Source organism: Streptomyces sp. NPDC005728, assembly GCF_040630895.1.
In the GTDB taxonomy this organism is placed as follows: domain Bacteria; phylum Actinomycetota; class Actinomycetes; order Streptomycetales; family Streptomycetaceae; genus Streptomyces.
Genome location: NZ_JBEXYL010000004.1, coordinates 112,552 through 138,049, shown reverse-complemented (window position 1 = coordinate 138,049; position 25,498 = coordinate 112,552). Strand labels below are relative to the sequence as shown.

The following is a 25,498-nucleotide window of genomic DNA, read 5'->3' as shown; positions in this document are numbered from 1 at the left end:
CCTGACAGACCCTAGGACCGTTCCACCGTCTCCAGGTACAGCTTCACGTAGCGGTCCACGTCCACGTCCAGCGCCACGTCCACCAGGGCCTGTTCGCGGGTGCCCTCGTGGATCTCCGACTCGCCGGGGCGGGGGCGGCGGTCGACGACCGTCTGGCCGCGGGTCGGGCCCGGGGCGAGGGAGACCTCGACCGGGAGGTGGCGGGTGGTGAGGCCGGCCGGGTCCGCGACCGCGCACACGGCACCGGCGTCCCCGAGGCCGCCGGCCGGGTCGTCGCCGTCGGGCTCGGGCGCGGACGGGCGGTGGCCCAGCAGCTCGCCGGCCAGCCGGGTGCCCGGTTCCGTGCTCGCCCGCAGCCGTCGTACGTCCGCGCCCGGCACGGCGACCCGGGTGAACACGTCGAGCCCGTACATGGTGATCGGCACCCCGGCCGTGAGCAGGACCGCCGCCGCCTCCGGGTCGTGCCAGACGTTGAACTCCGCGACCGGCGTGGCGTTCCCGGTGGCGACCGCGCCGCCCATGAACACGATCCGCTCGATGTTCCGGGTCACCTCCGGGTGGATGCGCAGGAGGAGCGCGATGTTGGTGAGCGGTGCGGTCGGGATCAGGGTGACCGGGCGCGGGGAGGCCAGGATCTCCCGGTGCAGGAGGGTCACGGCGTCCACGGGGGCGGGGGCGCGGGTCGGCGCCGGCAGACCGAGGTCGCCCATGCCGTCCGCGCCGTGCACGTGCCGGGCCGAGCGGGCCGGCTCGATCAGCGGGCGCGCGGCGCCCCGCGCCACCGGGATGTCCGGGGCGCCCGCCTGCTCCAGCACGGTCAGCGTGTTGCGGACCACCCCGTCGACGTCGGTGTTCCCGGCCACGCAGGTCACCGCCCTGAGATCCAGGCCCGGGTGGCGTACGGCGAACAGCAGGGCCAGGGCGTCGTCGACGCCGGTGTCACAGTCGATGATCACGGGCACGGCGGGCTGATCGGTCACAGCACACTCCTTCCGTCGTACCGACCCTAGATCACGACCACAGTGCAGCGCCTCGCGCCGCCACCCGGTCGGTGATGCGGTGCAGCAGTTCGGGTACCGGGAGGGGGCCCGGGCGGTGGCCGTCGCGCAGGCGTACGGCCGCCAGGCCCGCGTCGGCCTCCCGCTCGCCGATCACCGCCTGGTAGGGGACCAGACGGGCCGCGCGGATGCGGGCGCCCAGGGTGCCCTGTCCGGGGGCGGCGAGTTCGGCGCGCAGGCCCAGCGCGGACGCCTCCCGGACCACCGCCGCCGCCCGCTCCACCTGCTCCTCCGCGACCGGCAGCACGGCCAGCTGCACGGGGGCCAGCCAGGCCGGGAAGGCCCCGCCGTGCGCCTCGATGAGGTGCGCCACGGCCCGCTCCACACTGCCGATGATGCTGCGGTGCACCATCACCGGCCGGTGCCTGGCGCCGTCGGCGCCGATGTAGTGCAGGTCGAAGCGGGCGGGCTGGTGGAAGTCGATCTGGACGGTGGACAGGGTGGACTCGCGGCCGGCCGGGTCCGCGATCTGCACATCGATCTTGGGGCCGTAGAAGGCGGCCTCGCCCTCCGCCTCCTCGTAGGCCACGCCGCTCTCGGCGAGGACCTCCTTCAGCAACGCGGTGGCCCGCTGCCACAGCCCGGGGTCGGCGACGTACTTTCCGCCCTCGCCGGGCAGCGAGAGACGGTGGCGTACGGCCTCGATGCCCAGGTCGGCATAGGCGCGGGCGATCAGCTCCAGCGCCGCCCGGGCCTCGTCCACGGCCTGCTCCAGGGTGCAGAAGATGTGGGCGTCGTTGAGCTGGATGGCGCGGACGCGGGTCAGGCCGCCGAGGACGCCGGACAGTTCGGCACGGTACATGGTGCCCAACTCGGCGATGCGCAGCGGTAGTTCGCGATAGCTGTGGGAGCGGGAGCGGTAGATCAGGGCGTGGTGGGGGCAGAGGCTGGGGCGCAGCACGACCTCCTCGGACTCCTCGGGGCCCAGCCTCATCGGCGGGTACATGTCCTCGCTGTAGTGGTCCCAGTGCCCGGAGATCTCGTACAGCTCGCGCTTGCCGAGCACGGGCGAGTACACGTGCCGGTAGCCGGCCGCGCGTTCCGCCTCCCGGATGTACTCCTCCAGGGTGTGCCGTACGACGGCCCCGTCCGGGAGCCAGTAGGGCAGGCCCGCGCCCATCAGCGGGTCGGTGTCGAACAGGTCCAGCTCGCGGCCGAGGCGGCGGTGGTCGGGCAGCTTCTCGTTCATCGGGGTCTCCTCGGTGAGGGAGGCGAAACACCCCGGCGCACGACGAAACCCCGGGGCTTTCGCCCCGGGGCTTTCGGCTGCTCAGGTGTCAGCGCGCCGGGACGGTCTCCGGCGTCGTCGTGCTCTGCGGGCACTGCTGGGCGCGCTGCATGGGACGACCGTAACAGCGGCAGCGCCCGGCGGACCACAGGTTTCCCTTCCCCCCGTCCGGACACGCTGCCGGCCCCCACCCGGACGCTCTCCCCGCCCCTCACCCGGACGCTTCCCCCGCCCTCACCCGGACGGCCCGGAGCGCTGGTGGGCGGGTCCGGCCGATGGTGCCGTGAGAGCAGGCACCCCCACCGGCCCGCTCACCGGCCCACCCTCACCGGCCTGCCCAGGAGGCACCCCGATGACCGCTGCGATACGCCCCCGCGTCCGCCCCCTCGCTGCTCTCGCCGTCGGCCTCCTCACCGTCACCGGCTGCGCGGCCCTCGGCCTGGAGCGCCCGCCGACCGCGCACCAGCCCCTGCCCACCATCGACTCGCCCTCCCCCACGGCGAAGGCGTCGGCCCGGAGCGACGGGTCCACGCTCACCGACGACCAGGCCCGCGCCGCGCTCATCACGGAGACCGACCTCGGCACCCCCTGGTCAGCGACGCGCGGGGCGGCCACCTGGCGGGACGGCCTGCTGAAGGCGACCACCACGGCCGGGGAGTGCCAGCGCCTGCTCGACGCCCTCTACGCCGACGAACTCCTCGGCGCCCCCGCCCGGGTCGCCGTCGGCCTCGACGACGCCGACACCGACGCCCAGCTCCGCTACCAGATCGGTGCCCGCCGCCCGTCGGACGTCGACGCCGCGCTGGCGTGGCTGCGGACGATGCCGGCCCAGTGCGCCGAGTTCACGGCCACCACGGAGAACGGCCTGGTCGAGGACGTGCGGGTAGTCGAGGCCCCGCTGCCGGAGGTCGGGGACGTGCGCCAGGGCCTGCGCCTCGCCTTCGCCACCACGACGTCCGACGACGAGCAGTTCGTGCTGACGATGGACGTGGCCGCCGTCCGCGTCGGCGAGGACGCCTTCGCCCTCACCAACGCCGGCCTCGGCGACGTGCCGAACGACGCGACGCAGCTGGCCGTCCAGATCGGCGCGCTGCGCCTGGCGGACGTACGCAAGCAGGGCCGGGCCCTGGTCTGACCACCCCGCCCGTGCGCCCGCTTCCTGTTCCCGCCCGCCCCGGACCGGCCGGTCCACGGCCCGCCGTCTAGGGCCGCGTCATGGAGGTCCCCACCATCGGCGTCCTCCCCGTCACCAGCACCACCGAGCCTTTGTCCAACCGCGTGTACAGCCACTTCGCGTCGGCCTCGCGCAGGCCGATCCAGCCGCTGGTGGTGGCGTAGTTGCCAGGAGCCTTCGGGGCGTAGGTGAGGGCGATGACGAAGTTGGCCCGGCGCGTGTCCACGGAGAGCAGTTCGATCACCCACGGAACCGTCACCTCCTTCACGCCGCCGCTGCCGCTTCCGCCGACGTCGGTCCCGGTCTTCAGCGGCCGCACCTGGTACTTGCCGGTGACAGTGAACCGGCCGGTGGGCGTGGGCTGTTTCGGCACACCGGGGGAGACGGGCAGGGCCCGCCCGTCGACGGTCATCGTCATCTTGGTGAGGTCGACGACGGCGTCGGCGGTGGCCGGGGACGCGGTGGGAGCCGGGGGCGCGGCGGTGGCGGGGGGCGCGGTGGTGGCCGGCCCGGGGCGCAGGCTGTTGCCGGTGGCCGGCGTGGTGCGGCGGCCGGAGTCGGAGTCGTGGCCAGGGCCGACGGCCGACGTGACGGCGACGGCCGCCGCGGCGGCGACCCCGGCGATCACGACGGCCGTACGCCGGCGGCGGCCTCGCCGTAGGGCGAGGCGGCGGATCTCGGCGCCGGGGACGGGCGGGGCCACCTGGTGATCCTCGGCCAACGTATGCAGCGCACCGGACAGTTCGGCAGGATGTCCGGTGCCGTCGGGGCCGGCGTCGTAGCCGCGGTCATCGGACACGGTCGCCCTCCCTCTCCCCCTCGCGGGGGGCCAGCACCCGGGCCAGTGCCGTGCGGCCACGGGACAGGCGGGCCTTGACCGTCCCCACCGGGGCCCCGGTTTCCGAGGCTACTTGCTCCACGCTCAGGTCGCACAGATGGTGCAGGACGACGGCCATCCGCTGGGCCTCGGGCAGGGTGCGCAGCGCGGTGACGAGCGCGGCGTGCTCGGGGTCGGGTCCGGGCACGAACTCCGGCGGCGGGTTGCGCCGCACGAGTTCCAGCCACCGCCGGGCGCGGCGCCACCGGCTGACGGCCAGTCGCATCGCGACGGTCCTGATCCACGCCTCGGGCGCCCCGTCCGCGAGGAAGTCGCGCCGCCGGTCCCACGCCCGTACGAACGCCTCCTGCACGACGTCCTGCGCCTCACCGTGATCTCCGGTGAAGGCGTAGAGCTGGCCGGTCAGCCGGGGAAACGCGGCGGCGTAGAACGCGTCGAACTCGTCCTCGGTCATGCCGCCCCTGCCATCGGTACCCCAACTTCCCCGAACCTCCGTGCAACCCGGACAGCTTCGCGGTGCGTACAGATCCCGTACGCCGCACATCGAAACACATCGCAGAGGAAACCCCATGACGACCAGAGCCGGCCGCCGCCGTCCCGCCACCCGTGCCCTCCTCCACGGGGTGGCCGGCACCAAGGCGGGCAGCGCACCGACGTGAACCACCGACATCGAACCCGTCATCGCGTCCAACGCCCCTGCCGACCCACCGAGTTCGGCAGCTACGCCGCCCTCGCCTGGCCACGTCTGCTGCGCACGGCCCACCTGCTGACCGGCGACCCGGCCGAGGCCGACGCCCTCGCGCGCACCGCCCTGTCCGACGCGTACGCCCGCTGGCGGCGCATCCCGGACAACGACACCGACTTCTACGTACGACGCCTGCTGGTACGCCGCCACCTCGGCCACCGCCTCGGCCGCCGACCGCGTCCACGCCACGCGGTGCCCGCCCCACAGGCCCCGCTCACCGGCGCCCTCGCCGCCCTCCCCGCCCGCCAGCGGGTGGTACTGGTCCTGCGCCTGGGCGAGAAGCTGGGCCGGCTGGAGATCGCCGAGATGCTCGGCTGGTCGGTCGGCGCGGTGAAGTCGTACGAGCGACGGGGGTTGAAGGCCCTGGGGCAGGTGGCCGATGAGGCGTAGCCAACCGAAGCCGATAACGGGCGAGTTGAACGAGGCCTTCGCCTCGGCCGTCGGCGACGCGCCCCGCACGCCCGTCCCGCTCGCCGCCATCGAGCGCGAGGGGCGGACGCGGCGGCGCCGGCGCCGGATCACGGCGCTGCTCACCTGCTGTCTGCTGGTGCTCGGCCCGCTCGGCTACGTCGGCCGGCAGCTGGTGGCCCGGTCCGGACCCGGGCCCGTGACACCCGGAAAGTCCGTGGCTGCCGGGTCCGTGCGGGTGGTGGCGGCCGGTGAGCGCGTACGGCCGCTGTCCGGGACGGAGCTGTGGCTGACGAAGGACGGGGCGCACTGGTCGGCGCCGAAGGGCGGGGGCGAGTTCCTGCCGGTCGCGGGGCTCTCCTCGGACACCCCTGCCGTCACCCTCCGGCTGGAGGGGGTGGACGGGCGGCTGCTGCTGTCCGGCGTCCACCACGGCGGCGGACCGGCCGCCCGCGTCGAGGTGGAGACACCGTCGGGCCGCCTCCCCGGGACCGTGCTCACGCTGGCGGGCGACCCCGGCTGGGACGTCTGGTACGCGACCGCCCGGTTCACCGTCACCCGCGACAAGCGGATGCTGCTGGACACCCGGGTCACGGTGTACGACGCGGACGGCAAGGTCCTGGCGCGGGGCGGGGTGGGCTCGTGAAGCGTCTTCTCGTGCATCTGCGCCGCCGCCGGGGCCGCTGGGTCAGGCGGGTCCTTGTGGGGCTGCTCGCGCTGTTCCTCGCGCTCGTCGGCACGGTGTGGGTGGCGTACCTGCTGACGACCGTTCCCGCCCCGCACCCGGAGACGGTGAGCCAGAGCACGGTCTTTTTGGACGCGGAGGGGGAGTACCTGGGCCGGCGCGGGCCGGTGGACCGGCAGGACGTGGCCCTCGCCGAGGTACCGCGGCACGTCCAGGACGCGGTGATCGCCGCCGAGAACCGTTCCTTCCGCACGGACTCGGGCGTCTCGCCCAGCGCGCTCGTCCGCGCAGCCGTGTCCACGCTGTCCGGCGGGGAGCGCCAGGGCGGTTCGACGATCACCCAGCAGTATGTGAAGAACGCCCTGCTGAGCCCCGAGCAGTCCCTGACCCGCAAGGCCCGCGAGGCGCTGATCGCCGTCAAGCTGGACCGCACCCGCACCAAGGACACGATCCTGGAGGGCTACCTCAACACCGTGTACTTCGGCCGGGGCGCGGCGGGCATCCAGTCGGCGGCACGCAACTACTTCGGCGTGGACGCCAAGGACCTCACGGTGTCGCAGGGCGCGGCGCTCGCGGCCATCATCAACCGGCCGACGTACTACGAACGAGCGGGCGCGGACGCGAAGGTCACCGCGACACTGGAGAAGCGCTGGCGCTGGGTCCTGGACGCGATGCGCTCCTCGGGCAGCATCACGTCCGCGCAGCGCGCGTCGGCCGCCTTCCCGGCCTTCCGCTTCTACCCGCCCGGCAACACGGACGGCCAGCGCCAGTACCTGATCGACGCGGCCGCCGTGGAGGCCGCCCGCCACCTGGGCATCTCGCAGGACCAGCTGGCGCGCGGCGGCTACACGGTCCGTACGACCTTCGACCTGAGCACGCAGTACGCGGTCTCGGAGCGCGTACGCGAGCGCGCGATGAGCCTGCCGAAGGAAACCCGACTGCACGCGGCCGTGATCGCCATGGTCCCCGGCGACGGCGCGGTCCGCGTCCTGTACGGCGGCAGGGACTACGCCCACCAGCCCTTCAACGACGCCCTGTCCGGCGCGGTGGAGGCCGGTACGGCACTGCGGCCGTTCACCGGGATGCGGCTCGGTGCCCCGCTGACCGGGCTGCCGGGCACCGCGGCACCGACGCCGCTGACCGTGGCCTCGGCGTACGCGACGGCGGCGGCGGCGGGCAGGTACGCGACGCCCTACATGGTGGAGCGGATCACCCGGGGCGGCCACACCGTCTACACGGCCCACCCGGACCGGCACCGGGTCATGAGCCCCGGCGAGGCCGCGACCGCGGCGAAGTACGCCGCCGCGAGCCCGCTGCAGATGTTCACCGGCGGCGCGGGCACGGGCCCCGGCGCCCGGACCCTGTGGCAGTCGGCGTACAGCCCCCGGCTCGCCCTGACCACCGCCCTGTTCGCCGAGCATCCGGCCACCAAGGGCCACCCGGCCAGGTCGGCCCACCTGCCCGATGCGGCCGCGGATCTGGCGGCAGGGGTCCGGTCGGACGTCTTCTCGCCCGCGTCGGCGACCCCGACGCGGGGTGAGGGGTGAGGGGTGAAAGGTGACGTTCCTCCAGGTCACAGCGGCGGCTGCGCCGGAGCCGGGCCCAGGGTCGTGGTGCCGGGCGCCGTGCGGTGGCCGAGGCCCGTGCGGTAGGCGTCCAGAGCCGCTTCCACGCGGCCGGTGCGGCGCAGCAGGTCGCCGAGGAGGCGGCACAGGTCGGCCAGGTCGCCGGCCGCGCCGGCCCGTTCCAGGAGGCTGAGGGCGCGGACGTAGTGCTCCTCGGCGGCCTCGGTGTCGCGGGCGTCCTCGGCGATGATGCCGAGGAGGCGGTGTGCGGCGGCGGCGTGGACGGCGCCGCGTTCGGAGGAGAGGTCGCCGAGGACTCCGTTGAGGAGGTCGGCGGCCTCGGCCGACTTGCCGCGCCGGTGCAGGACGTCGGCGAGTTCCACGGCGGCCTGGCTGCGGTAGAGGGCGGCCCGGGTCTGGGCGAGCATGGTGAGGGCCTGGCGCAGCTCGGCCTCTGCCCGGTCCAGGTCGCCGTTCTGGGCGCAGACGTAGCCGCGCATCCAGTGGCAGTTGGCGAGTTCGGTGCGCAGCTGGAGCTGGCGGTACAGCTCGGCCGCCTTGGCGAGGGAGGCGTCGGCCTCGGCGACCCGGCCCTCGGCGAGCAGGGTGCGGGCGACCGAGCGGTGCATCCGGGCGATCAGCGCGGGGTCGGCGGCCTGCGGGGCCAGGGCCAGGGCGAACTCGGCGGCCTGGGCGGCGCGGGCGTGGGCGCCCATGTCCATGTAGGGGCCGATGGCGCTGGCGTAGAGGAGCAGCAGGGCGTCGGGGTCGTGCAGGCCGCCGCGGTTGAGTTCGTCGAGGGTGGATTCCAGGAGGTAGACGGCGTAGCGGAGTTCGCCGGCGAGGTAGTGGGCGATCGCGCGGCCGCGGACGGCCGGGACGCGGGCGGGCAGGGATTCGCCGGAGAGACGCTCCTCGGCCCGTTCGAAGTGGTCGCGGGCCTGGGTCAGCTCGCCCGTCTCCAGGGCGCATTCGCCGAGGCCGAGGAGTGCCGTGGCCTGCTCGCAGGCGAGTGAGTGGGTCTCGGCCTCCGCGAGCAGCGCGATGTACTGCTCGGCCGCCTCCTCCGCCTTGCCGTCGGCGAGGGTGCGCTGGGCCTCGGTGAGCCGCAGCCGGAGGTCGGTGGCGAGGCGGGCGGGCCGGCCGACGGCCAGCTCCTCGTAGGCGACGCCGAGCCGGTCCGCGATGTGCTGGAGCGCCTCGTCGGAGGCGCGGACCCGGCCCGCCTCCAGGGTGGAGATGTAGGCGGGTGTGTACGCCGGCTCCGCCAACTGGCGCTGGGTCAGGCCCTGTTCGGTGCGCAACTGCTGTACGCGCCGGCCTACGACCTCCGGCTCGTCCCGTTCCCGCATCCGCGGCACCCCCAACTCCCCTGTGACCCCTTGCCGTTCGACTCCGACAGCCTCTAGGTTAAGCGGCGGATTAAGCATGCTTAACACGTCGCTGTTGTTGCGAGGTCGTCGTGCTCGGTCGTACTTTCCCCCCTTACGAACGCCCCACCGCACGGTACTTGAGGGGGATGGCCGCGGCCGTCCTCGCCGTAGCGGCCCTGATCACGGCAGCGAACGCCGGCCCGGCGCGGGCGGCGGTCCCGACACAACAGACGGCACCCCTACAGCACGGCTAGGGCCGAGCGGGGCCTTTCAGAACTCGGCGGTTTCCAACTCGAAGCTCAGGGGGGCGGGGAGGGGGACGCTGAGGCCCAGCTTGTACTTGGGGCTCTTGCCGTAGTCGTCACCGGAGGGCTCGGAGTGGACGGTGACTTCGCCTTCCTCTCGATCGATGAGGAGGTAGACCGGGATGCCGGCGCGGGCGTAGCCGTGGATCTTCCTGTCGCGGTCGCGGTCGGCGGTGCTCGTCGAGGTGACCTCACTGACGAGGACCACACCCGACGGCTCGTGCCACTCCTCCTGGTCGTCGAAACTGCCTTTGGGGGCGATGACCAGGTCGGGGACGACGTGTCCGGTCTCGCAGGCGCCAGGCACGTTCAGGCCGATGCCCGTGTAACGGCCCAGCCCCTTGCCGTGATCCCTGACCTGCCCACTGAGTTCCGACACGATCTCCTCGTGCTCCCCGTTCGTCGGTGGCGTCGCGCAGATCTCCCCTTCGATCAACTCCACGCGCCAGCCCCTCGGGGCCGTCGCACTGAAGAGCTCGAAGACCTGCTGCACACTCGCACCCGTGTGGTCGGGCGCGCCGTTGTCCGCGTCGCTGTCGCCGTCAGGGTCGTCGTAAGGACCATGAATGGCCTCGCCCTGGTACCCCGGCATGATGATCGGCTCCGCCGTCGCCATGACAGACCTCCCTCGCTCAGCGCGACTCTCCCAGCGTAGACGGCAAGCCTGCCCGGCGAATCCGGAGCGATCACTCGAACGAGCGTGCTGTTACGTTTCCGCGCCGTCCGTCGCCCACAGTCACTTGCAGGCGCGGATGAAGGCAGTCCACGCACGGGGAGCCACGGCGAGGTGCCCACCGGGGTCGAGTGCGCGGATGTGGACCATGCCGTGAGGCCCCCCATGCTGACGCGGTTCATCGCCGAGTGTGACCGAGCGACTGCATGGGGGTGCCAGCCATCACACAACCGGCGTCAGCAGTTCCCGGCCGCCCAGAGGGGAACTGCCAAAGAAATCAGGGCAGTTCGTCAACCCCGGAGAAGGTTGTACGCGAGTGGCATATCTCACCACTCACCCCTGCATGGGTGGCCACGCCGTTAATGTGTGCGATCCGGTGCAGCCGCGACGAGGTCAGATGCGCTTCGTCCGGGGGGGAAGGGCAGGGGAATGACGCTGGACGCGCAGGCGCGGCCGAAGAACCGGGGGCGGCACGGCGGGGGCGGCGGACGCAGACGCCACGGCACCGAACCGGACGCACCGCGCCCCAAGCGCCGGATACTGCGCTGGACGGCTCTCACGCTGGCCGTCGTCATATGCGGCACCGCGGGCGCGGGCTACCTCTACTACGAGCACCTCAACGCCAACATCAAGAAGGCCAGGCTGAACCTCGGCGACTCCGCCGTGCCCGAGGCGACCCCGAACGCCGACGGCCAGACACCGCTGAACATCCTGCTGATCGGCTCGGACAGCCGGAACACCGCGGAGGACCTGAAGCTCGGCGGGTCCAAGGGCGACGTGGGCCGGCCGCCGCTCGCCGACGTGCAGATGCTGCTGCACGTCTCGGCCGACCGCAGCAACATGTCCGTGGTCAGCCTCCCCCGCGACACGATGATCCCGATCCCCAAGTGCACCGACCCGGACAAGAACAAGGTGTACGACGCGCTCTCGCTGTCCATGGCGAACGAGTCGCTGGGCCGCGGCGGCCCGGGCTGCACCGTCGCCACCTGGGAGAAGCTCACCGACATCCACATCGACCACTTCATGATGGTCGACTTCTCCGGCGTGGTCGACATGGCGGACGCCATCGGCGGCGTCCCGGTGTGCGTCAAGCAGAACGTCTACTCGCACACCTCCGACGGGCACGGCTCGGGCCTGAAGCTGAAGGCGGGCACCACGCCCGTCAAGGGAAAGCAGGCCCTCCAGTGGCTGCGCACCCGCTACGGCTTCGAGGACGGCACCGACATCGGGCGCACCCACGCCCAGCACATGTACATGAACTCGATGGTCCGCCAGCTGCGCGAGAACGCGACGCTGGGCAATCCCACCGAGATGCGCAGGCTCGCGGAGAGCGCGACGAAGGCGCTCACCGTGGACGAGGGCCTCGGCACGGTCAAGAAGCTGTACGACCTGACCGGGCAGCTGCAGAAGGTCCCGACCAAGCGCATCACGATGACGACGCTGCCCACCGTGCAGTGGTCGCAGAACCGCAACCGGCTGGTGCCCGCCGCCGAGGACGCCGACCAGCTCCTGTCGATGGTCCGCGACGACACCCCGCTGGACGGCCGCGCCGCGAAGCACCGGACCGAGCAGAAGTCCAAGGACCCCGCCGCCCCCGACGGCTCCCTCGCCGTGCAGGTCCGCAACGGCACCGGCACCGACGGACAGGCCCCGACGCCCCAGCGGGCCCGCACGGTCGCCCAGGTCCTCCAGGGCAAGGGGTTCACGCGCGCCGCGTCGGACCTCACGGCGGCCGCCGAGGCGAAGACCCAACTCCTCTTTCCCAGCGCCGACCTGGAAGGCGACGCCCAGGCGGTGGCCGAGGCGCTCGGCATCCCGCTGAGCCAGGTGCGCAGGTCGACCGACGTCTCGGGCGTCACCCTGATCGTCGGCGCGGACTGGCGCACCGGCGACACCTACCCGAAGTCGAAGAGCCCGACCAAGGCACCCGACACGGCCGCTGTGCTGCCCGGGAACAAGGAGGACGCGTGCATGGAGGTGCAGAAGGGGTTCACCTGGTAGACCCCGGCACCCCTGGCAGAGCGCTCCCGGCGCACGGCGCACTCTCCCTCCTACCCCGCCGGAGGCCTAGGCTTGCGCCCGTGACCTCTGCCGCAGCGCGCACCGCCCTGGACCTCACCGCCGGGCTCCCGGAGGCGGACCTGGAGGACTTCTACCGCGACCTGCACCGTCACCCCGAGCTGTCCCTGCACGAGCACCGCACCGCGGGCAGACTCGCCGGCCGGCTGGGTGAAGCCGGGTTCGAGACGGCCGAGGGGATCGGCGGCACCGGGGTCGCGGGGGTACTGCGCAACGGCGACGGACCGACGGTGCTGCTGCGCGCCGACATGGACGCACTGCCGGTGCAGGAGGAGACCGAACTGCCGTACGCCTCCGGGACGGACGGGGTGATGCACGCCTGCGGGCACGACCTGCACGTCACCTGGCTCACGGGCGCGGCCGAGGCGCTGGCCGCCGGCCGGGAGACCTGGCACGGCACCCTGCTGGTCGTGGGCCAGCCGGCCGAGGAGACCGGGGCGGGCGCGGCCCGGATGGTCGCGGACGGGCTGTACGAGCGTTTCGGGCGCCCGGACGTGCTGCTCGGGCAGCACGCGGCCCCGGGCCCGGCTGGCCTGTACGCGCACGCGCCGGGCCTGATCATGTCGGCGTCGACGGACGTGGACATCGTGGTGTACGGCCGGGGCGGCCACGGTTCGCGCCCGGAGTCGACCGTGGACCCCGTGGTGACCGCCGCCTATCTGGTCACCCGGCTCCAGACGGTCGTCTCCCGGGAACTGGCCGCGCGCGAGGCGGCGGTGCTGACCGTGGGCCGTATCGAGGCGGGCACCCGGCACAACATCATCCCGTCCGAGGCGCGCATCGCGCTGAACCTGCGCACCCAGTCCGCCCAGGTGCGCGAGCGGATGCTGGCCGCGATCCGCCGTGTCGCCGAGGGCGAGTGCCTGGCCGCCGGCTGCCCGCGCCCGCCCGAGATCACCCTCGGCGACAGCTTCCCGGCGACGGTCAACGACGCCGACACCGATGCCACGGTGGCCGCCGTGCACGGCGAGGTCTTCGGCGCGGGCACGGTGTTCGACCCGGGCCCGGCGATGGGCAGCGAGGACTTCCCGGAGCTGGCGCTCGGCTCGATCCCGTACTCGTACTGGTTCGTGACGACCACCCCGGCCGAGGTGTGGGAGAAGGCGCCCGGAACGGACTTCGAGGAGAGGTTCGCGGCCGTGCCGAGCAACCACAGCCCCCACTTTGCTCCCGACCTGTCCACAGTCGTCCCGGGTGTCCGGACGCTGGTGTCGGGGGCGCTCGCCTTTTTGTCAGTGGCATGACCTAGTCTTCGCGACCTAGTCTTCACCATATTCACTCGTCCGCCACGCACGGCTCACAGGGGACACATACAACAGCCGTGCCACGTGGCGCCCATGCCTTCATTCGTTCCGGGGGGTTCGAATCAGCGTGCGTATGCGCACTCTCACGGCTGCCACCACCCTGGCGGTCCTCTTCAGCTCGGCGGCCCTCGCCGCCACTCCGGCATCCGCCGACTCCAGCAGGATCCTGCCCGTCAAGAAGACGGGCGACATCGTGGTGGACGCCGTCCACCAGCGGGTCTTCGTCAGCGACCCGAGCAACGGAAAGATCGTCGTCACCGACTTCGGCGGGACGGTCGTCAAGCAGATCACCAGCCTGCCCGGCGTCACCGGCCTGGAGCTCTCGGCCGACTCGGGCACGCTGTACGCGGCGGTCCGTGACGCCGACGCGATCGTGGCGGTCGACACCGCGACCGACACCGAGTCCGCCCGCTACGCCGTCGGGGACCAGCCGCAGAGCGTCGCGGTGGCCGGCGGCCGGATCTGGTTCGGCTACGGCCCGTCGGGCTCCGGCGACCTCGGCTCCGTGGACCTGTCGGGCGAACAGCCCGTGATCACCCTGGAGCAGGCCAAGGGCAGCTGGTACGACGCGCCGATCCTCGACGCGGCCCCGAACTCGGCGGTCCTGGTGGCCGGTCAGACCGGCAGCAGCTCCGCGACGGTCGTCTCGTACGACGTCGCGTCCGGCACGCCGAACCGGCTCGCCTCCGTAGGCGCGGGCGAGTACATGAAGGATCTCGCAGTCACGCCGGACGGCAAGGACGTCGTCGTGGCCAGCGGATACCCGTACAGCCACCCGGTGTTCAAGACCGCCGACCTGACGCCGGACGGCAGCTACGCCAGCGCCACCTACCCGAACGCGGTGGCCGTCGCCGGGGACGGCACGGTCGCGGCCGGCGTCGACGGCTGGTACAACCCGGACGTCTTCGTCTACAAGCCGGGCGCCACCACGTCGGTGCGGGAGTACGACTTCCCGAACACCGGCCACACCAGCGGCGCCGACGAGCTGGCCGACTCCGGGCTCGCCTGGGCGCCGGACGCCTCCCGTCTGTTCGCGGTGTCGTACAACAGCGACGGCGTCTACACCCTGCGCGTCCTCGACGGGCCCACCAGGGCGACCACCGCCATCACCGTGGACGCCCCGGCCACCGCCGCCCGCGCCAAGAAGCTCACCGTCAAGGGCAAGGTCTCCTCCAAGGTGGCCCTACCCGCCGGCACCAGGCTGACCGTCACCCGCACCGACCTGGACTCCCCGAACGGCAAGACGCTGCCCTCGGTGACCACCAGGGCCGACGGCACCTACTCCTTCACCGACACCCCGCCGGCCGGCGGCAAGGTGAAGTACAAGGTGGCCTACGCGGGCGACACCGGCCACGCGGCGGGCTCTGGCACCGACACCGTGGACGTCTCCCGCGCCAAGCCGACGCTGTCGATCAACAACAACGGCAAGGTGTACTCCTACGGCAAGGACGTGAAGTTCACGGCCCACCTGGGGACGACGTACAAGAACCGCACGGTGGAGATCTGGGCCGACCCGTCCGGTTCCGACCAGCCGAAGAAGCGGGTGAAGTCCGGCAGGGTCGACTCCCACGGCAACCTGTCGGTCACCCTCGACCTGAAGCGGGACACCACGGTCACCGCGAAGTTCGCGGGCGACGCCCGCTGGCAGCCCCGCTCGGTCTCCAGCTGGACCGGCGCCCAGGCGAGCATCTCCACGTCGGTCAGCGGCCACTACAAGGCGAGGAGCACGTGGGGTCACACCTACTACTTCTTCCACAAGACCAAGAACCCGCTGATCACGACGAAGATGTCGTACTACAAGGACCGCAAGCAGAAGTTCGAGTTCGAGGTGTACTACCAGGGCAGGTGGTACCCCGGCGACCCCGCGTACTTCGCGCTGGGCACCGACGGCGTGTCCAGGGTGAACATCACCGGCGACCACGGCCAGGACGTCGGCTGGCGGTTCCGGGTCCGCTCGTCGTACATCGACGGCTCCTCCGGTGACACCGTGAACTCCACGACGCACGGCGCCTGGAAGTACTTCACCTTCACCAGGTGAGCCGCTGCTGATCCGCTACTGAGCTGCCTGGAGCTGCCGCAGGTGCCGCTGGACGTTCTCCAGCGCGCCCTGCCGGCGGCCCGGCACCCGTAGCCTCAACTCCGCGAGCGCGGGCCCGAGTTCACGGGCCCGCGCCGTGTCCCTGATACAGCTCCACTGGTGGTGGGCCCGGTCGACGGCCGCCTCCACCGCGGGCGCGTCCGGCGCCTGCCCGGCGGCCAGCCGCACCCCGGCGACCCTCAGCCAGGCCCGGCAGCTGCGCGCCGCGTCCCCCGCGAACATCGCGAGATCGGCCCGCACTTCGGCCCAGTGCAGCGCCTCGTCGGAGGCCGGCCCGCAGGCGCGTACGGCGGCCTGCTCGTGCCCGGCGGCCAGCCCGTCGGCCTCACCGTGCCGGCCTGCCTGGACGGCGGCACTGAGGGCGGCGTGGGGATCACCGCTCTGCGGAGGCCGCGCGGTGAGCAGGATGTTCGTCGCCGCTTCGTCCGCGATCCGGGCCAACGCCTGTTGGTGCAACTGCTCCAGCGGCGGCCGGTGTCCACTGCGCAACAGCGTCGCCACCGCCTTCATGTACGACGGCTCGGCCAGACCCCGCCGGCCGGAGGGGGGTGCGATACGACCGTAGACCGCGCTGGTGCGGCCCGAGTCGAGCGGCTGCCGGGCAAGGTACTGCCAGGTCTCCGCGTCCGCGTGCAGGTCGACGAAGAGGGCCGTGGCCCCCGCGGAGCGCAACCGCAGTTCCTCCCGGATCCAGTGCCAGGGCAGGGCCGTGTAGCGGACGGTGGCCGGGGCCGTGCGGGCCAGGGCCAGGTGGGGCTGGTGCTGGCGGCGGTCCAGGTGGAGTTGCCCGGTGATGTACACGGTGAGCGGTCCGGGCGCGGCCGCGGCGGCGCGCAGCCGGGTGAGGACGGCCTGCGGCTCCAGCGGGTCGGCGAGTTCGACGACGTTCGCGGTGTCGGTGCCGGACAGCACGGCAGGGGCGACCGCGGCCAGCACGGGCAGCACCCCGGCCGCGTCCACCAGCCGCCCCCTGCCCACCGGCGAGGCCGCGAGCAGCAGCACGGTTCCGGGCATCGTCCCTCCCCTTTGAAGTGCTCTCCTTTCTTCGCAAGCTCAGGAAGGAGATTCCCACCTACCTTACGGCGGCGGGCTTGACGCGTTTCCGCGCCTGCCGACTGCACCATCCAGCAGCCGGGATCGCCACGAGGCCGATCCGGTACAGGTGCAAGATGTTCCTGGCTGCGTTCCAGTCGGCGTTCGCATCGAAGCCGCAGTCAGGCTTCTTGCATGCGAACGTGGCCGGGTCCTCCCGGCTGCCCGTTCCAGGCGCAGCAGCTTGGCTTTCTCCTTCGGGGTGAGCCACGTGTCCCGGTCGGCCGTGCCGTCCGGGAGTCGTTGGAATCCGAATCCCGAGGTACGCACCGGTCGTCATGTCATCCACAACCTCACCGTCGTGAAGCAGTACATCGAGCGGCAGCAACGCCCCGTGACGCAAGGGAACAGTGCGGCCCCGTGGCCGCGGCCGAGTTCTGAGCAGGCTTGAGATGCGCTTCACCACCGCCCTAAGAGCGGCGCACTGCGCAAGATCAGAGGTAGATCGCCCTACCGTCAGCACCGTAACCGCTGCTGCGAAGGCGTGTCTCAGGACCGCAGACGTCCCCGTACGGGGCCTTCGCCCGCCGCCCGCCGCACGGCGAACACCGTGGTGTCGTCGCCCAGGTGGCCGCCGCTGTGCCTCAGCACGCCGTCGCGGACCCGGCGTACCAGCCGCCGCGGCTCGGCCCGGCCCGGGTCGGCCGCGACCGCCCGGGTCACCTCGTCGGCCAGCGGGTAGAACCCGCCGGCCGCGTCCCGCGCCTCGGTCACCCCGTCGGTCACCAGCAGCAGGGTCTCCGCGGGCCCGAACGGCACCCGGTGCAGCGTCGGGCCGTCGGCCACGAGGTCGCCGAGCCCGAGCGGCAGTCCGTCGCCGCTCGGCAGGGCGCGGACCCCGTGCGGGCCGACGGCGAGCGGGGGCTCGTGACCGAAGTTGATCATCTCGACCGTGCCCGGGTCGTCCTCGGGGAAGCCGAGCAGGACGGCGGTGGCGAAGCGGTCGCCGTCGTCCCGGCCGAGGGCGGTGGTGTGCCGGCAGTGGCGCCGCATGCGCACCTCGAGACGCTCGGCGACGGTCGCCAGCTCCGCCTCGTGGTAGCCCGCCTCCCGGAAGGTGCCGAGCAGCACGGCCGCCGTCTCCACCGCGCCCAGCCCCTTGCCCTGCACGTCCCCGACGAGGACGCGGGTGCCGTGCGGGCCGGGCTGGATGTCGTAGAAGTCGCCGCCGACCCGGGCGTCCACATCCGCGGCCAGATACACGCCCGCGTGCTCCAGGCCCGCCCAGACCGGCGGCAGCGGGCGCAGCACGGTACGGCGGGTGGTCTCGGCGATGTCCCGGATGTGCAGCATCTGCCGCTCGCGGCGCACCCGCACGGCGGAGGCCAGCGTGGCGAGGGCGCCGCCGAGGGCGACCAGGACGAAGTCGGCGAGTCCGGCCTGGTACTCGTCGGGCCAGGCGCTGTCCACGACGATGTACGTCACCACCGACAGCCCGGCGAAGGCGGCCGTCGCCCACACCCCGCAGATGGCGGCGGCGATGCCGGGGACCAGGACGATCCAGGAGATGATCCGGAACCGCTCGGTGGTGTTGAGGTCCACCAGCGTGATGCCGAGGTACAGCAGCAGGGGCGGCACCCATGCGATGCTCCGCCCCCGGATCCGCAGCAACTGCCGCCGTTTCCGGTACTCCAGGTCGGTCACGGCGGGCAGCCCTCCATGTCCTTCAGCGAAGCACGGGAACACACCGGCCGCATCCGGGCCCGCTGCACTCTTCCGGCCGACTTGCCAGGGCGTACCCGCAGGTGTGCTCTGGAAGGCGGGGGCGAGGAGAGAGAGGAGCGCTCTCATGGCTCATGCGGCACCCTCGGCCGGCGGAGTGTCCCGGCCCACCACCCGTCCGGCCGTGACCCGCGGCCGGACGCCCGACATCTTCGACGCGCGCACCCACCGGATCGCCAGGGTGGCCGTACCGGTCCTGCTGGGGCTGGTCTACGGCTACTGGGCCGCGGCCAACAACCGTTCCGGTGGTCCCATCACCGGCTGGAACGTGCTGTTCGGGTTCGTCACGGCCCTCGTGTTCGCGGTGGCGCTCTTCGCCCTGCTGACGGTGGCCCCGCGGCTGCGGCGGGAGGTGCACGCACTGGCCTGGACCGCGTTCGTGGGCTGTGCCTTCGGGTTCCTGTACAGCCAGAGCGGCGCCTCGATCCTGCGGTCCGTGGGCATGTCGCTGGCGATCGCCGCGGTCACCTTCGTGGTGTTGTTCTACCGGTTCTACACGCGCGAGGACGCGGCCGGACATCGCGTCCGCTGAGCATCGGCCGAGCGTGCGGCACGCGCGTGGGCCCCCGGCCGGAGAACGACCGGGGGCCCACGCACTCCCCTGTGATCCCACCTCACCAGCACCAGGAAACACCCGTTCGGGTCAGCCCTCCACCGGAGAGCGGAATCTCCTGCTCCGCCAGTCGGCGCGGCCGTTCGGCTTGACCTTTCCCCCGAACGCAGTCGTACCGGTCGCCGTTCGGGCCCAGGGGTCCTTGCCTGGAAACGTGCCCCCACGCCTCAGGAGCGTCCTGTCGGCCGTACTGATCGCCCTGTCCTGTCTCCTCGTGCCGTTCGGCGCGCTGGCGGCCTGGGCGTCGTACGGGCTCACCGACACGGGCCGGTACGTCACCGCGATGGCCCCGCTCGCCTCCGACCCGGACGTGCGGGAGGCCGTCGCGGAGACCGTCGGGGACGGCATCCTGCGCGAGGTGGACCAGCGGATGGACGTCCGCCCGATGCGCGGCTCGGTCGCCCCGTTCGTGCACGACGCGGTCCGCTCCTTCACCCAGACCCGCGCCTTCCGGCTGGCCTGGGACACCGGCAACCGGGTGACGCACGACGCGGTCCTGCGCGCCCTGCGCGAGGAGGACCCCGCCGAGGAGGCGTACGAGCGCCCGGTCACCGTCGACTTCGCGCCCGTCACCGCCCAGGTCAAACAGCAGCTCGCCCACGACCACGTGCCGCTGGCCGCGCGCATCCCGGTGGAGCACACCGCGGTGCCCGTGCTCCCGGCGCGCGAGGTGGCCCAGTTGAGGAAGGGATTCCACGTGCTCGAAGTCGCCGGCTTCTGGCTCCCCGTCGCGGCCATGGTCTTCGCCGTCGCCGGGATCGCCCTGGCCGTCCACCGCCGCCGCGCGATCGTGGCCACCGCGCTGGGCGCGGCCCTGGGCGGCGCCCTGCTCGGCCTCGCCCTGGCCGTCGGCCGCAGCCTCACCCTCGCGGGCCTGCCCGCCGACGCGCCCCATCCGGCCGCGGGCGCGATCTACGACGCCCTGACCGGCACCCTGCGCACCGTCGCCTGGCTGCTGCTGGGCCTCGGTCTCGCGGTGGCCCTGACGGCCTGGCTCACCCGGTACCTGCGGCTGCCCCGGCCCGCGCGACGCCGGCGAGGGTCCGCAGTGCCCGCGCCAGCTCCGGCTCCGGAGCCGACGCGAGCCCGAGTCTGACGGCGTCCGGGGTGCGGCTCGGATCGACGCAGAAGGCCGTACCCGGTGTGACGGCGATCCCGTGCGCCCGCGCGGCGGCGGTGAAGGTGTCCGCCCGCCAGGGCGCGGGCAGCTGCCACCAGGCGAAGTAGGCGGCCGGATCGGACCGCACGGCGAACCCGCCCAGCTCCTCGGCGACCAGCCGCTGCCGCCGCGCCGCGTCCCGCCGCTTGGCCTCCACCAGCCGCGCCACGGTCCCGTCGCCGATCCACCGCACAGCCGCCTCCAGCGCGAAGGAGCCCGCGCTCCAGCCCCCGGACCGGACGGCCCGGGCCACTGCCTCGGCCCGCCCGGCCGGTACGGCGGCGAACCCGACCGTGAGTCCCGGCGCGACCCGCTTGGACAGCCCGTCGACGACATGGACGAGCCCCGGGGCGAGGGCGGCGAGCGGGGGTTCGCCACCCTCGTGCAGGAAGGACCAGATCCGGTCCTCCACGACCGGTGTCCCCAGCCTGTGGACGACCTCGGCCAGTTCGGCCCGCCGCGCGGTGCCCATGGTCAGCGAGGTCGGGTTGTGCAGCGTCGGCTGGAGGTAGAGCGCGGACAGGGGAGCGGTGCGGTGGGCGGCCGCGAGCGCCTCGGGGAGCACCCCCTGCGCGTCGGCCGCGAGCGGTACGAGGGTGCTGCCCAGCCGCGCCGCGATCTCCTTGACCAGCGGATACGTCAGTGGTTCGACGCCGACACGGCCACCCGGCCGTACCAGGGAGGCGAGGGTGGCCGCGATGGCCTGGCGGGCGTTGCCGGTGAACAGGATCCCCTCGGGGTCGGGCCGCAGGCCGCCGGCGGCCAGCAGTCCGGCGACCGCTTCCCGCGCCGCCGCGGTGCCGTCGGCCGGGGCGGGCCGCAGCGCCTCGGAGAGCACGTCCGGCCGCAGCAGCGGAGCCAGAGCGGGGGCCAGCAGCTCCGCCTGCCCCGGCGCGGACGGGTAGTTGAGCTCCAGGTTCACGGGCGCCCCGCCCGCCGCCTCGGTCAGCGCCCGCCCCGGCTGCGCGTCCGGCTCGGTGGCCCGGACGAACGTGCCGCGCCCGACCTCGCCCACCACCAGTCCGCGGCGCCCCAGTTCGGTGTACACCCGCCCCGCGGTCGAGGGCGCGATCCCGTGCCGCCGGGCGAACGCCCGCTGCGGAGGCAGCCGTTGCCCCGGCCTGAGCCGGCCGCCCCGGATGTCGCCGGCTATCCGGTCGGCGATACGCCGATAGTCGTCCACAAGTCCCCCTGTCGTACCGGTACGTCGAGCCCGTCGCATTGCACCGAGAGCAAAGATTTTATTGCACCGAGAAGTTGAGGCCCCCTAGGGTCGATCACATGCCGCCCTTCCTCTCGTACGAGGACAAAAACCCCGGAGACTCCTCCCGGGTACCCCTCGTCCTCGTCCACGGACACCCCTTCGACCGCACGATGTGGGCCCCGCAGCTGGCCGCCTTCTCCGCAGGCCGCCGGGTGATCGCCCCCGACCTGCGCGGCTACGGCGCCTCCCCCGTGACCCCCGGCACCGTCCCGCTCTCCCGCCACGCCCAGGACATCGAGGAACTGCTGGGCTTCCTGGAGGCCGACTCCTTCGTGCTGGCCGGGCTCTCGATGGGCGGCCAGATCGCCATGGAGTGCTACGACCGCTTCGGCGACCGCGTCCGGGGCCTGGTCCTCGCGGACACCTTCCCCGACCCCGAGACGCCCGAGGGCAGGCACGGCCGGCGCGCCATGGCCGACCGGCTGCTCGCCGAGGGCCTGCGCGGCTACGCCGACGAGGTCCTGGAGAAGATGGTCGCCCCGTACGCCGACCCCGAGGTCAAGGCCCACGTCCACCGCATGATGACGGCCACCTCACCCGAGGGCGCGGCGGCCGCCCTGCGCGGCCGCGCCGAACGCCCCGACTACCGGCCCCTGTTGACCAGGGTCACCGTGCCCGCGCTGGTCGTGGTCGGCGCCGACGACACGTACACGCCGGTGGCGGACGCCGAGGCGATGCACGCGGCACTGCCCGACTCCGTGCTGCACGTGGTCGGGGGAGCGGCCCACATGCCGAACCTGGAGCGGGCGGAGGAGTTCAACGGGGTGTTGGGGAAATTCCTGACCGCGGTCGACTCGCGCTCGTAATCTCGGGGCGTGACGCATGGCCCTGGACGCAGACTCGGTTCCTGGTCCGCCGCCCTCCTCCTCGCCGGGGTCAGCGTGATCGTCGGCTGCCGGGTGGCCGGGACCGACGGCATCACGCCCGTGCCGCAGCTGCTCGCCTTCCTGCCCTGGCTGCTCGTGCCGACCGGCCTCGCCCTGCTGTGCGCCCTGCTCGCCCGCTGGTGGCCGGGGCTGGTGTGGGGAGTCGCCGTACTCGGCCTGCTGGCCTGGTACCTGGAGCCGTACGGGAAGACGAGCGAGCCCGGCGGGCAGCCCCTCGCCTCCCTGCGCGTGCTGACCTCGAACGTCGAGTTCGGGCGCGGTACCCCCGCCCTCGTCCCGCAGATCCGCCGCCACCACCCGGACCTCGTCTTCGTCGAGGAGTGCGAGTACACCTGCCAGGCCATGCTGGAACGGGACTTCTCCGCCACCTACCCGCACCGGCAGGCCGTGGCCGCGGGCGGCTCCCGGGGCTCCCTCGTCCTGAGCCGCTTCCCGCTGAAGGCGACGGCCGGCGTCCCCGGCACGATGGGCATGCCCGGAGCCGTCGCCGACGTACGCGGCCACGCCGTACGCGTCCAGCTCGCCCACCCGATGCCCCCGCTCCCCGGGCAGGTGGGCCTCTGGAAACGGGAACTCGGCCGGCTCCGCACCTTCGCCGCGGCCGACCCCCGCACCCCCACCATCCTCGCGGGCGACTTCAACGCCTCCCAGGACCACGCGGCCTTCCGCCGCATCCTCGACACCGGCCTGACCGACGCCGCCCGCCTCGCCGGCCACGACCGCACCCCCAGCTGGCCCTCCCGCACCGCCTCCGTCATCGGCGCCCAGATCGACCACGTCCTGCTCTCCCCGGACTTCTCCGCGACCGACGCCCGCTTCCTGCGCCTGGCCGGCACCGACCACCGCGCGCTAGTCGTCGACATCACGCTCCACCAGCGCAGATGACCCCGGGCCCGCCGGAGCGAAGCGGTCATAATGGGCGCATGTCCCGCGAGTTCCCGATCGGCCTCACCCCTCCCGACTGGCTGGTCCGGAACCTCCAACCCCACCGGGCACCCCTCAACGGGGCCGCGATGGCCCGGGCCGCATTCGCGATGGCCCTCCCCCTGGCGATCGGGCTCGCGGCCGGACAGCCGGCCTACGGCGCGCTCGCCTCCATGGGCGCCCTGTCCGGCGTCATCAGCGACACCGCCGACGCCTACCGCCTGCGCATCCTCAACATCGCGGTCCCGCAGCTCTTCGGCGCCGTCGGCGTCACCCTGGGTTCCCTCGTGTACGGCCAGGGGTGGTACGCGGTCGCGGCCGTCACCGGCGTCGCCCTGCTGTCCGGGATGATCTCCACCATCGGCGCGGTGGCCTCCGTATCGGGACTGCTGCTGCTCCTGAACGCCGTGATCGGCGCGGGGCTTCCGCTCCCCGGACCCTGGTGGCTGCCCCCGGCCCTGATGGCCGGCGGCGGTCTCCTCGTCCTCGCCCTGGCGCTGCTCGCCTGGCCGCTGCGGGCGGGGGTACCGGAGCGGGCCTCGGTCGCGGCGGCGTACCGCGAGGTGGCGGCCCTGCTGGCCGCCTGCGGCGACCAGGACCACTACGTCACCACCCGCTACGAGGTCACCCAGTCCCTCAACCAGGCCTACGACCTCGTCCTCGCCCACCGCGCCCGCCACCACGGCCACAGCCGCGAACTCACCCGCCTCCTGGCCCAGTTGAACGCGATCACCCCGGTGGTCGAGGCGGCACCCGCCGTCCACCTGGCCGGCCGCCCACTCCCGCCTGAGGTCCCCGAAGCGCTCCGCCACCTGGCCCACGCCATCGAGACCGGCTTCACGGGCCCCATATCCCTGCCGCCCCTCCCCGCCCCCACCACCGAAACGGCCCGGGCCGTCGACCACGCCCTGCGCCACACCGCCGAGGTCGTCACCTCCCCCGACGTCGACCCACGCGGTATCGACGACCGCCTGGGCCGCCCGGCCGCGCTCGGCATCCGCACGGCCCGAGCGGCCCGCACCCTCGTCCTCTCCGCCAACTCCTGGCGCTACGGCCTGCGCCTCGCCGTCTGCATCGGCCTCGCACAGGCCCTGGTCTCTCTCGTCCCCGTCCCCCGCTCCTACTGGGTGGCCCTGACGATCACCTTCGTCCTCAAGCCCGACTTCGGCTCGGTGTTCTCAAGGGCCCTGCTGCGGGCGCTGGGCACGGTGGTGGGCCTGGGGGCCGCGGCGGCGGTACTGGCGGAGGTGCCCCGGGGCTGGTGGGACGTCCCCGTGATGCTCCTGCTCGCCCCGCTGATCCCAGCCCTGACGCCGCGCGGCTACGGCTACCAGACGGCGGCGATCACCCCGGTGATCCTGCTCCTCTCGGACATCCTGAACCACCAGGGCACGGCCCTCCTGCTGCCCCGCCTCCTGGACTCCCTCATGGGCTGCGCGATCGCCCTGGTCTCCGGGTACCTCCTCTGGCCGGAGAGCTGGCGCACCCGGGTCGGCGACCGCCTGGCGGACGCGGTGGCCGACACGACGGCGTACGTGGAGGCGGCGTTCGGCCCGGACACCGAACCGGCCGCCCGCGCCCGCATGCGCCGCCGCCTCTACCGCGACCTTTCGGCCATCCGCACGGAGTTCCAGCGGGCGCTGAGCGAACCACCGCCCACCGGCCGCCGCGCCGCGGCCTGGTGGCCGCTGGTGGTCGCGGTGGAACGCATCGTCGACGCCACGACGGCGGCCCGGGTCCGGGTCCGCCACGGCGCCCCGCCCCCGTCACCCGCCGAGATCCACCAGGTGGCCCTGCAACTGCGCGAACTGTCGGAGGCCGTACGCGGGACGGAAACGCTCACCGCGGTCCGCACCGACCTCACCGGACCCTCGGGCAGTGTTCTGGAACCCCTGCGCCAGGAAGTGGCGGCAGCACGCGCCATCGCGACGCCGCACTGACGGTATCCACCAGCGACCGAATCGCAACCCTGGGCCGCTAACCTTACGTGTCCGTCCTGGCCAGGGATTAAACGGACACCAACTCACGCGAAGGGTTGCGCACATGGGCATTCTCACTCTCCTGCGGAACGCATTCGGCCGCTCCCGCAAGGGACGAACCGCCGAGGCAGAGGGTGCAGACCGCAGCCTTTCCGATTCTTCTCCCACGGCTCCCCCCGAGGCATCCCCTCAGGTCCCCGAGCCCCGCACGTCCTCCCCCGAGACACACGACCTGGTCTCCGCAGCCTTCGACCAGGTATCGGTACCCAGGCAGGCAACGGAGCCGACGCCGAACACGCCCGCCGAAGCGACCGAGGTCGCGACT

21 protein-coding genes and 1 pseudogene are annotated in these 25,498 nt (G+C 73.1%); 13 read left to right on the top strand and 9 right to left on the bottom strand.

The features are described 5' to 3' along the window. Positions 1 to 11: 11 nt before the first annotated feature. Together ABZ471_RS05065 and thrS are read right to left on the bottom strand one after the other, a co-directional pair. Complete coding sequence (locus ABZ471_RS05065) at positions 12 to 980, bottom strand: nucleoside hydrolase (protein WP_359062531.1); 969 nt, start codon at positions 978 to 980, stop codon at positions 12 to 14. A 31-nt stretch (positions 981 to 1,011) separates the two neighbouring features. Further along, the gene (gene thrS / locus ABZ471_RS05060) at positions 1,012 to 2,247 is read right to left on the bottom strand and encodes a threonine--tRNA ligase (protein ID WP_359062529.1); all 1,236 of its coding nucleotides are present in this window, start codon (positions 2,245 to 2,247) and stop codon (positions 1,012 to 1,014) included. A 391-nt stretch (positions 2,248 to 2,638) separates the two neighbouring features. Here thrS and ABZ471_RS05055 point away from each other — a divergent pair, with 391 nt between their 5' ends. Beyond that, positions 2,639 to 3,421, top strand: coding sequence for a hypothetical protein (locus ABZ471_RS05055; protein ID WP_359062527.1), 783 nt, complete (start codon positions 2,639 to 2,641; stop codon positions 3,419 to 3,421). 67 nt (positions 3,422 to 3,488) lie between these two features. Here the strand turns inward: ABZ471_RS05055 and ABZ471_RS05050 are convergent, their stop codons facing one another. After that, complete coding sequence (locus ABZ471_RS05050) at positions 3,489 to 4,259, bottom strand: L,D-transpeptidase (protein ID WP_359062525.1); 771 nt, start codon at positions 4,257 to 4,259, stop codon at positions 3,489 to 3,491. Continuing rightward, positions 4,249 to 4,752, bottom strand: coding sequence for a SigE family RNA polymerase sigma factor (locus ABZ471_RS05045; protein ID WP_359062523.1), 504 nt, complete (start codon positions 4,750 to 4,752; stop codon positions 4,249 to 4,251). The genes ABZ471_RS05050 and ABZ471_RS05045 overlap by 11 nt, the downstream gene beginning before the upstream one ends. A 201-nt stretch (positions 4,753 to 4,953) precedes the next feature. Here ABZ471_RS05045 and ABZ471_RS05040 point away from each other — a divergent pair, with 201 nt between their 5' ends. Genes ABZ471_RS05040 through ABZ471_RS05030 form a run of 3 tightly spaced genes read left to right on the top strand, consistent with a single transcriptional unit; the run spans position 4,954 to position 7,683 of the window. Beyond that, a complete protein-coding gene (locus ABZ471_RS05040) occupies positions 4,954 to 5,433 on the top strand; it encodes a sigma factor-like helix-turn-helix DNA-binding protein (protein WP_359062521.1) in 480 nt (159 codons plus the stop codon). Further along, positions 5,423 to 6,097 carry a hypothetical protein gene (locus ABZ471_RS05035; protein ID WP_359062519.1) on the top strand — a complete coding sequence of 225 codons (675 nt, stop codon included), beginning with the start codon at positions 5,423 to 5,425 and terminating at the stop codon, positions 6,095 to 6,097. Before ABZ471_RS05040 ends, ABZ471_RS05035 begins: the two co-directional genes overlap by 11 nt. Next, the gene (locus ABZ471_RS05030; RefSeq protein ID WP_359062518.1) at positions 6,094 to 7,683 is read left to right on the top strand and encodes a transglycosylase domain-containing protein; all 1,590 of its coding nucleotides are present in this window, start codon (positions 6,094 to 6,096) and stop codon (positions 7,681 to 7,683) included. The genes ABZ471_RS05035 and ABZ471_RS05030 overlap by 4 nt, the downstream gene beginning before the upstream one ends. 26 nt (positions 7,684 to 7,709) lie before the next feature. Here the strand turns inward: ABZ471_RS05030 and ABZ471_RS05025 are convergent, their stop codons facing one another. Together ABZ471_RS05025 and ABZ471_RS05020 are read right to left on the bottom strand one after the other, a co-directional pair. Then, entirely contained in the window at positions 7,710 to 9,053 is a 1,344-nt protein-coding gene (locus tag ABZ471_RS05025; RefSeq protein ID WP_359062516.1) for a helix-turn-helix transcriptional regulator, read from the bottom strand. A 291-nt stretch (positions 9,054 to 9,344) separates the two neighbouring features. After that, positions 9,345 to 9,995, bottom strand: coding sequence for a Uma2 family endonuclease (locus tag ABZ471_RS05020; protein WP_359062514.1), 651 nt, complete (start codon positions 9,993 to 9,995; stop codon positions 9,345 to 9,347). Positions 9,996 to 10,481: 486 nt separating this feature from the next. Here ABZ471_RS05020 and ABZ471_RS05015 point away from each other — a divergent pair, with 486 nt between their 5' ends. From ABZ471_RS05015 to ABZ471_RS05005, 3 genes are all read left to right on the top strand, one after another. Further along, the gene (locus tag ABZ471_RS05015; protein WP_359062512.1) at positions 10,482 to 12,053 is read left to right on the top strand and encodes an LCP family protein; all 1,572 of its coding nucleotides are present in this window, start codon (positions 10,482 to 10,484) and stop codon (positions 12,051 to 12,053) included. Between the two features lie 80 nt (positions 12,054 to 12,133). Continuing rightward, positions 12,134 to 13,375 carry an amidohydrolase gene (locus ABZ471_RS05010; protein WP_359062511.1) on the top strand — a complete coding sequence of 414 codons (1,242 nt, stop codon included), beginning with the start codon at positions 12,134 to 12,136 and terminating at the stop codon, positions 13,373 to 13,375. Positions 13,376 to 13,502: 127 nt separating this feature from the next. Continuing rightward, complete coding sequence (locus ABZ471_RS05005; protein WP_359062509.1) at positions 13,503 to 15,473, top strand: Ig-like domain repeat protein; 1,971 nt, start codon at positions 13,503 to 13,505, stop codon at positions 15,471 to 15,473. A 15-nt stretch (positions 15,474 to 15,488) separates the two neighbouring features. Here ABZ471_RS05005 and ABZ471_RS05000 read toward each other — a convergent pair whose 3' ends face one another. Both ABZ471_RS05000 and ABZ471_RS04995 read right to left on the bottom strand, forming a co-directional pair. Continuing rightward, complete coding sequence (locus ABZ471_RS05000) at positions 15,489 to 16,547, bottom strand: hypothetical protein (protein WP_359062507.1); 1,059 nt, start codon at positions 16,545 to 16,547, stop codon at positions 15,489 to 15,491. Between the two features lie 567 nt (positions 16,548 to 17,114). Further along, positions 17,115 to 18,269 carry a PP2C family protein-serine/threonine phosphatase gene (locus ABZ471_RS04995; RefSeq protein ID WP_359062505.1) on the bottom strand — a complete coding sequence of 385 codons (1,155 nt, stop codon included), beginning with the start codon at positions 18,267 to 18,269 and terminating at the stop codon, positions 17,115 to 17,117. Positions 18,270 to 18,414: 145 nt separating this feature from the next. Between ABZ471_RS04995 and ABZ471_RS04990 the strand changes: the two genes are divergently transcribed. Next, positions 18,415 to 18,879: a hypothetical protein gene (locus tag ABZ471_RS04990; protein WP_359062503.1), complete on the top strand. Its 465-nt coding sequence runs from the start codon at positions 18,415 to 18,417 to the stop codon at positions 18,877 to 18,879. Between the two features lie 235 nt (positions 18,880 to 19,114). Further along, entirely contained in the window at positions 19,115 to 20,056 is a 942-nt protein-coding gene (locus ABZ471_RS04985) for a hypothetical protein (RefSeq protein WP_359062501.1), read from the top strand. Here the strand turns inward: ABZ471_RS04985 and ABZ471_RS04980 are convergent. Beyond that, positions 19,956 to 21,302, bottom strand: coding sequence for a PLP-dependent aminotransferase family protein (locus ABZ471_RS04980; protein WP_359062499.1), 1,347 nt, complete (start codon positions 21,300 to 21,302; stop codon positions 19,956 to 19,958). The two genes, ABZ471_RS04985 and ABZ471_RS04980, sit on opposite strands and share 101 nt — an antisense overlap. Positions 21,303 to 21,400: 98 nt before the next feature. Here ABZ471_RS04980 and ABZ471_RS04975 point away from each other — a divergent pair, with 98 nt between their 5' ends. The 4 genes and pseudogenes from ABZ471_RS04975 to ABZ471_RS04960 all read left to right on the top strand — a co-directional run. Beyond that, positions 21,401 to 22,189 (top strand): alpha/beta hydrolase, encoded by a 789-nt coding sequence (locus tag ABZ471_RS04975; RefSeq protein WP_359062497.1) that lies wholly within the window; start codon positions 21,401 to 21,403, stop codon positions 22,187 to 22,189. Positions 22,190 to 22,198: 9 nt separating this feature from the next. Beyond that, positions 22,199 to 23,155: an endonuclease/exonuclease/phosphatase family protein gene (locus ABZ471_RS04970; RefSeq protein WP_359062495.1), complete on the top strand. Its 957-nt coding sequence runs from the start codon at positions 22,199 to 22,201 to the stop codon at positions 23,153 to 23,155. Positions 23,156 to 23,193: 38 nt separating this feature from the next. Then, the gene (locus ABZ471_RS04965; protein ID WP_359062493.1) at positions 23,194 to 25,134 is read left to right on the top strand and encodes an FUSC family protein; all 1,941 of its coding nucleotides are present in this window, start codon (positions 23,194 to 23,196) and stop codon (positions 25,132 to 25,134) included. Between the two features lie 103 nt (positions 25,135 to 25,237). Beyond that, positions 25,238 to 25,498, top strand: a pseudogene (locus ABZ471_RS04960) (Toxic cation resistance protein); the annotation flags it as partial.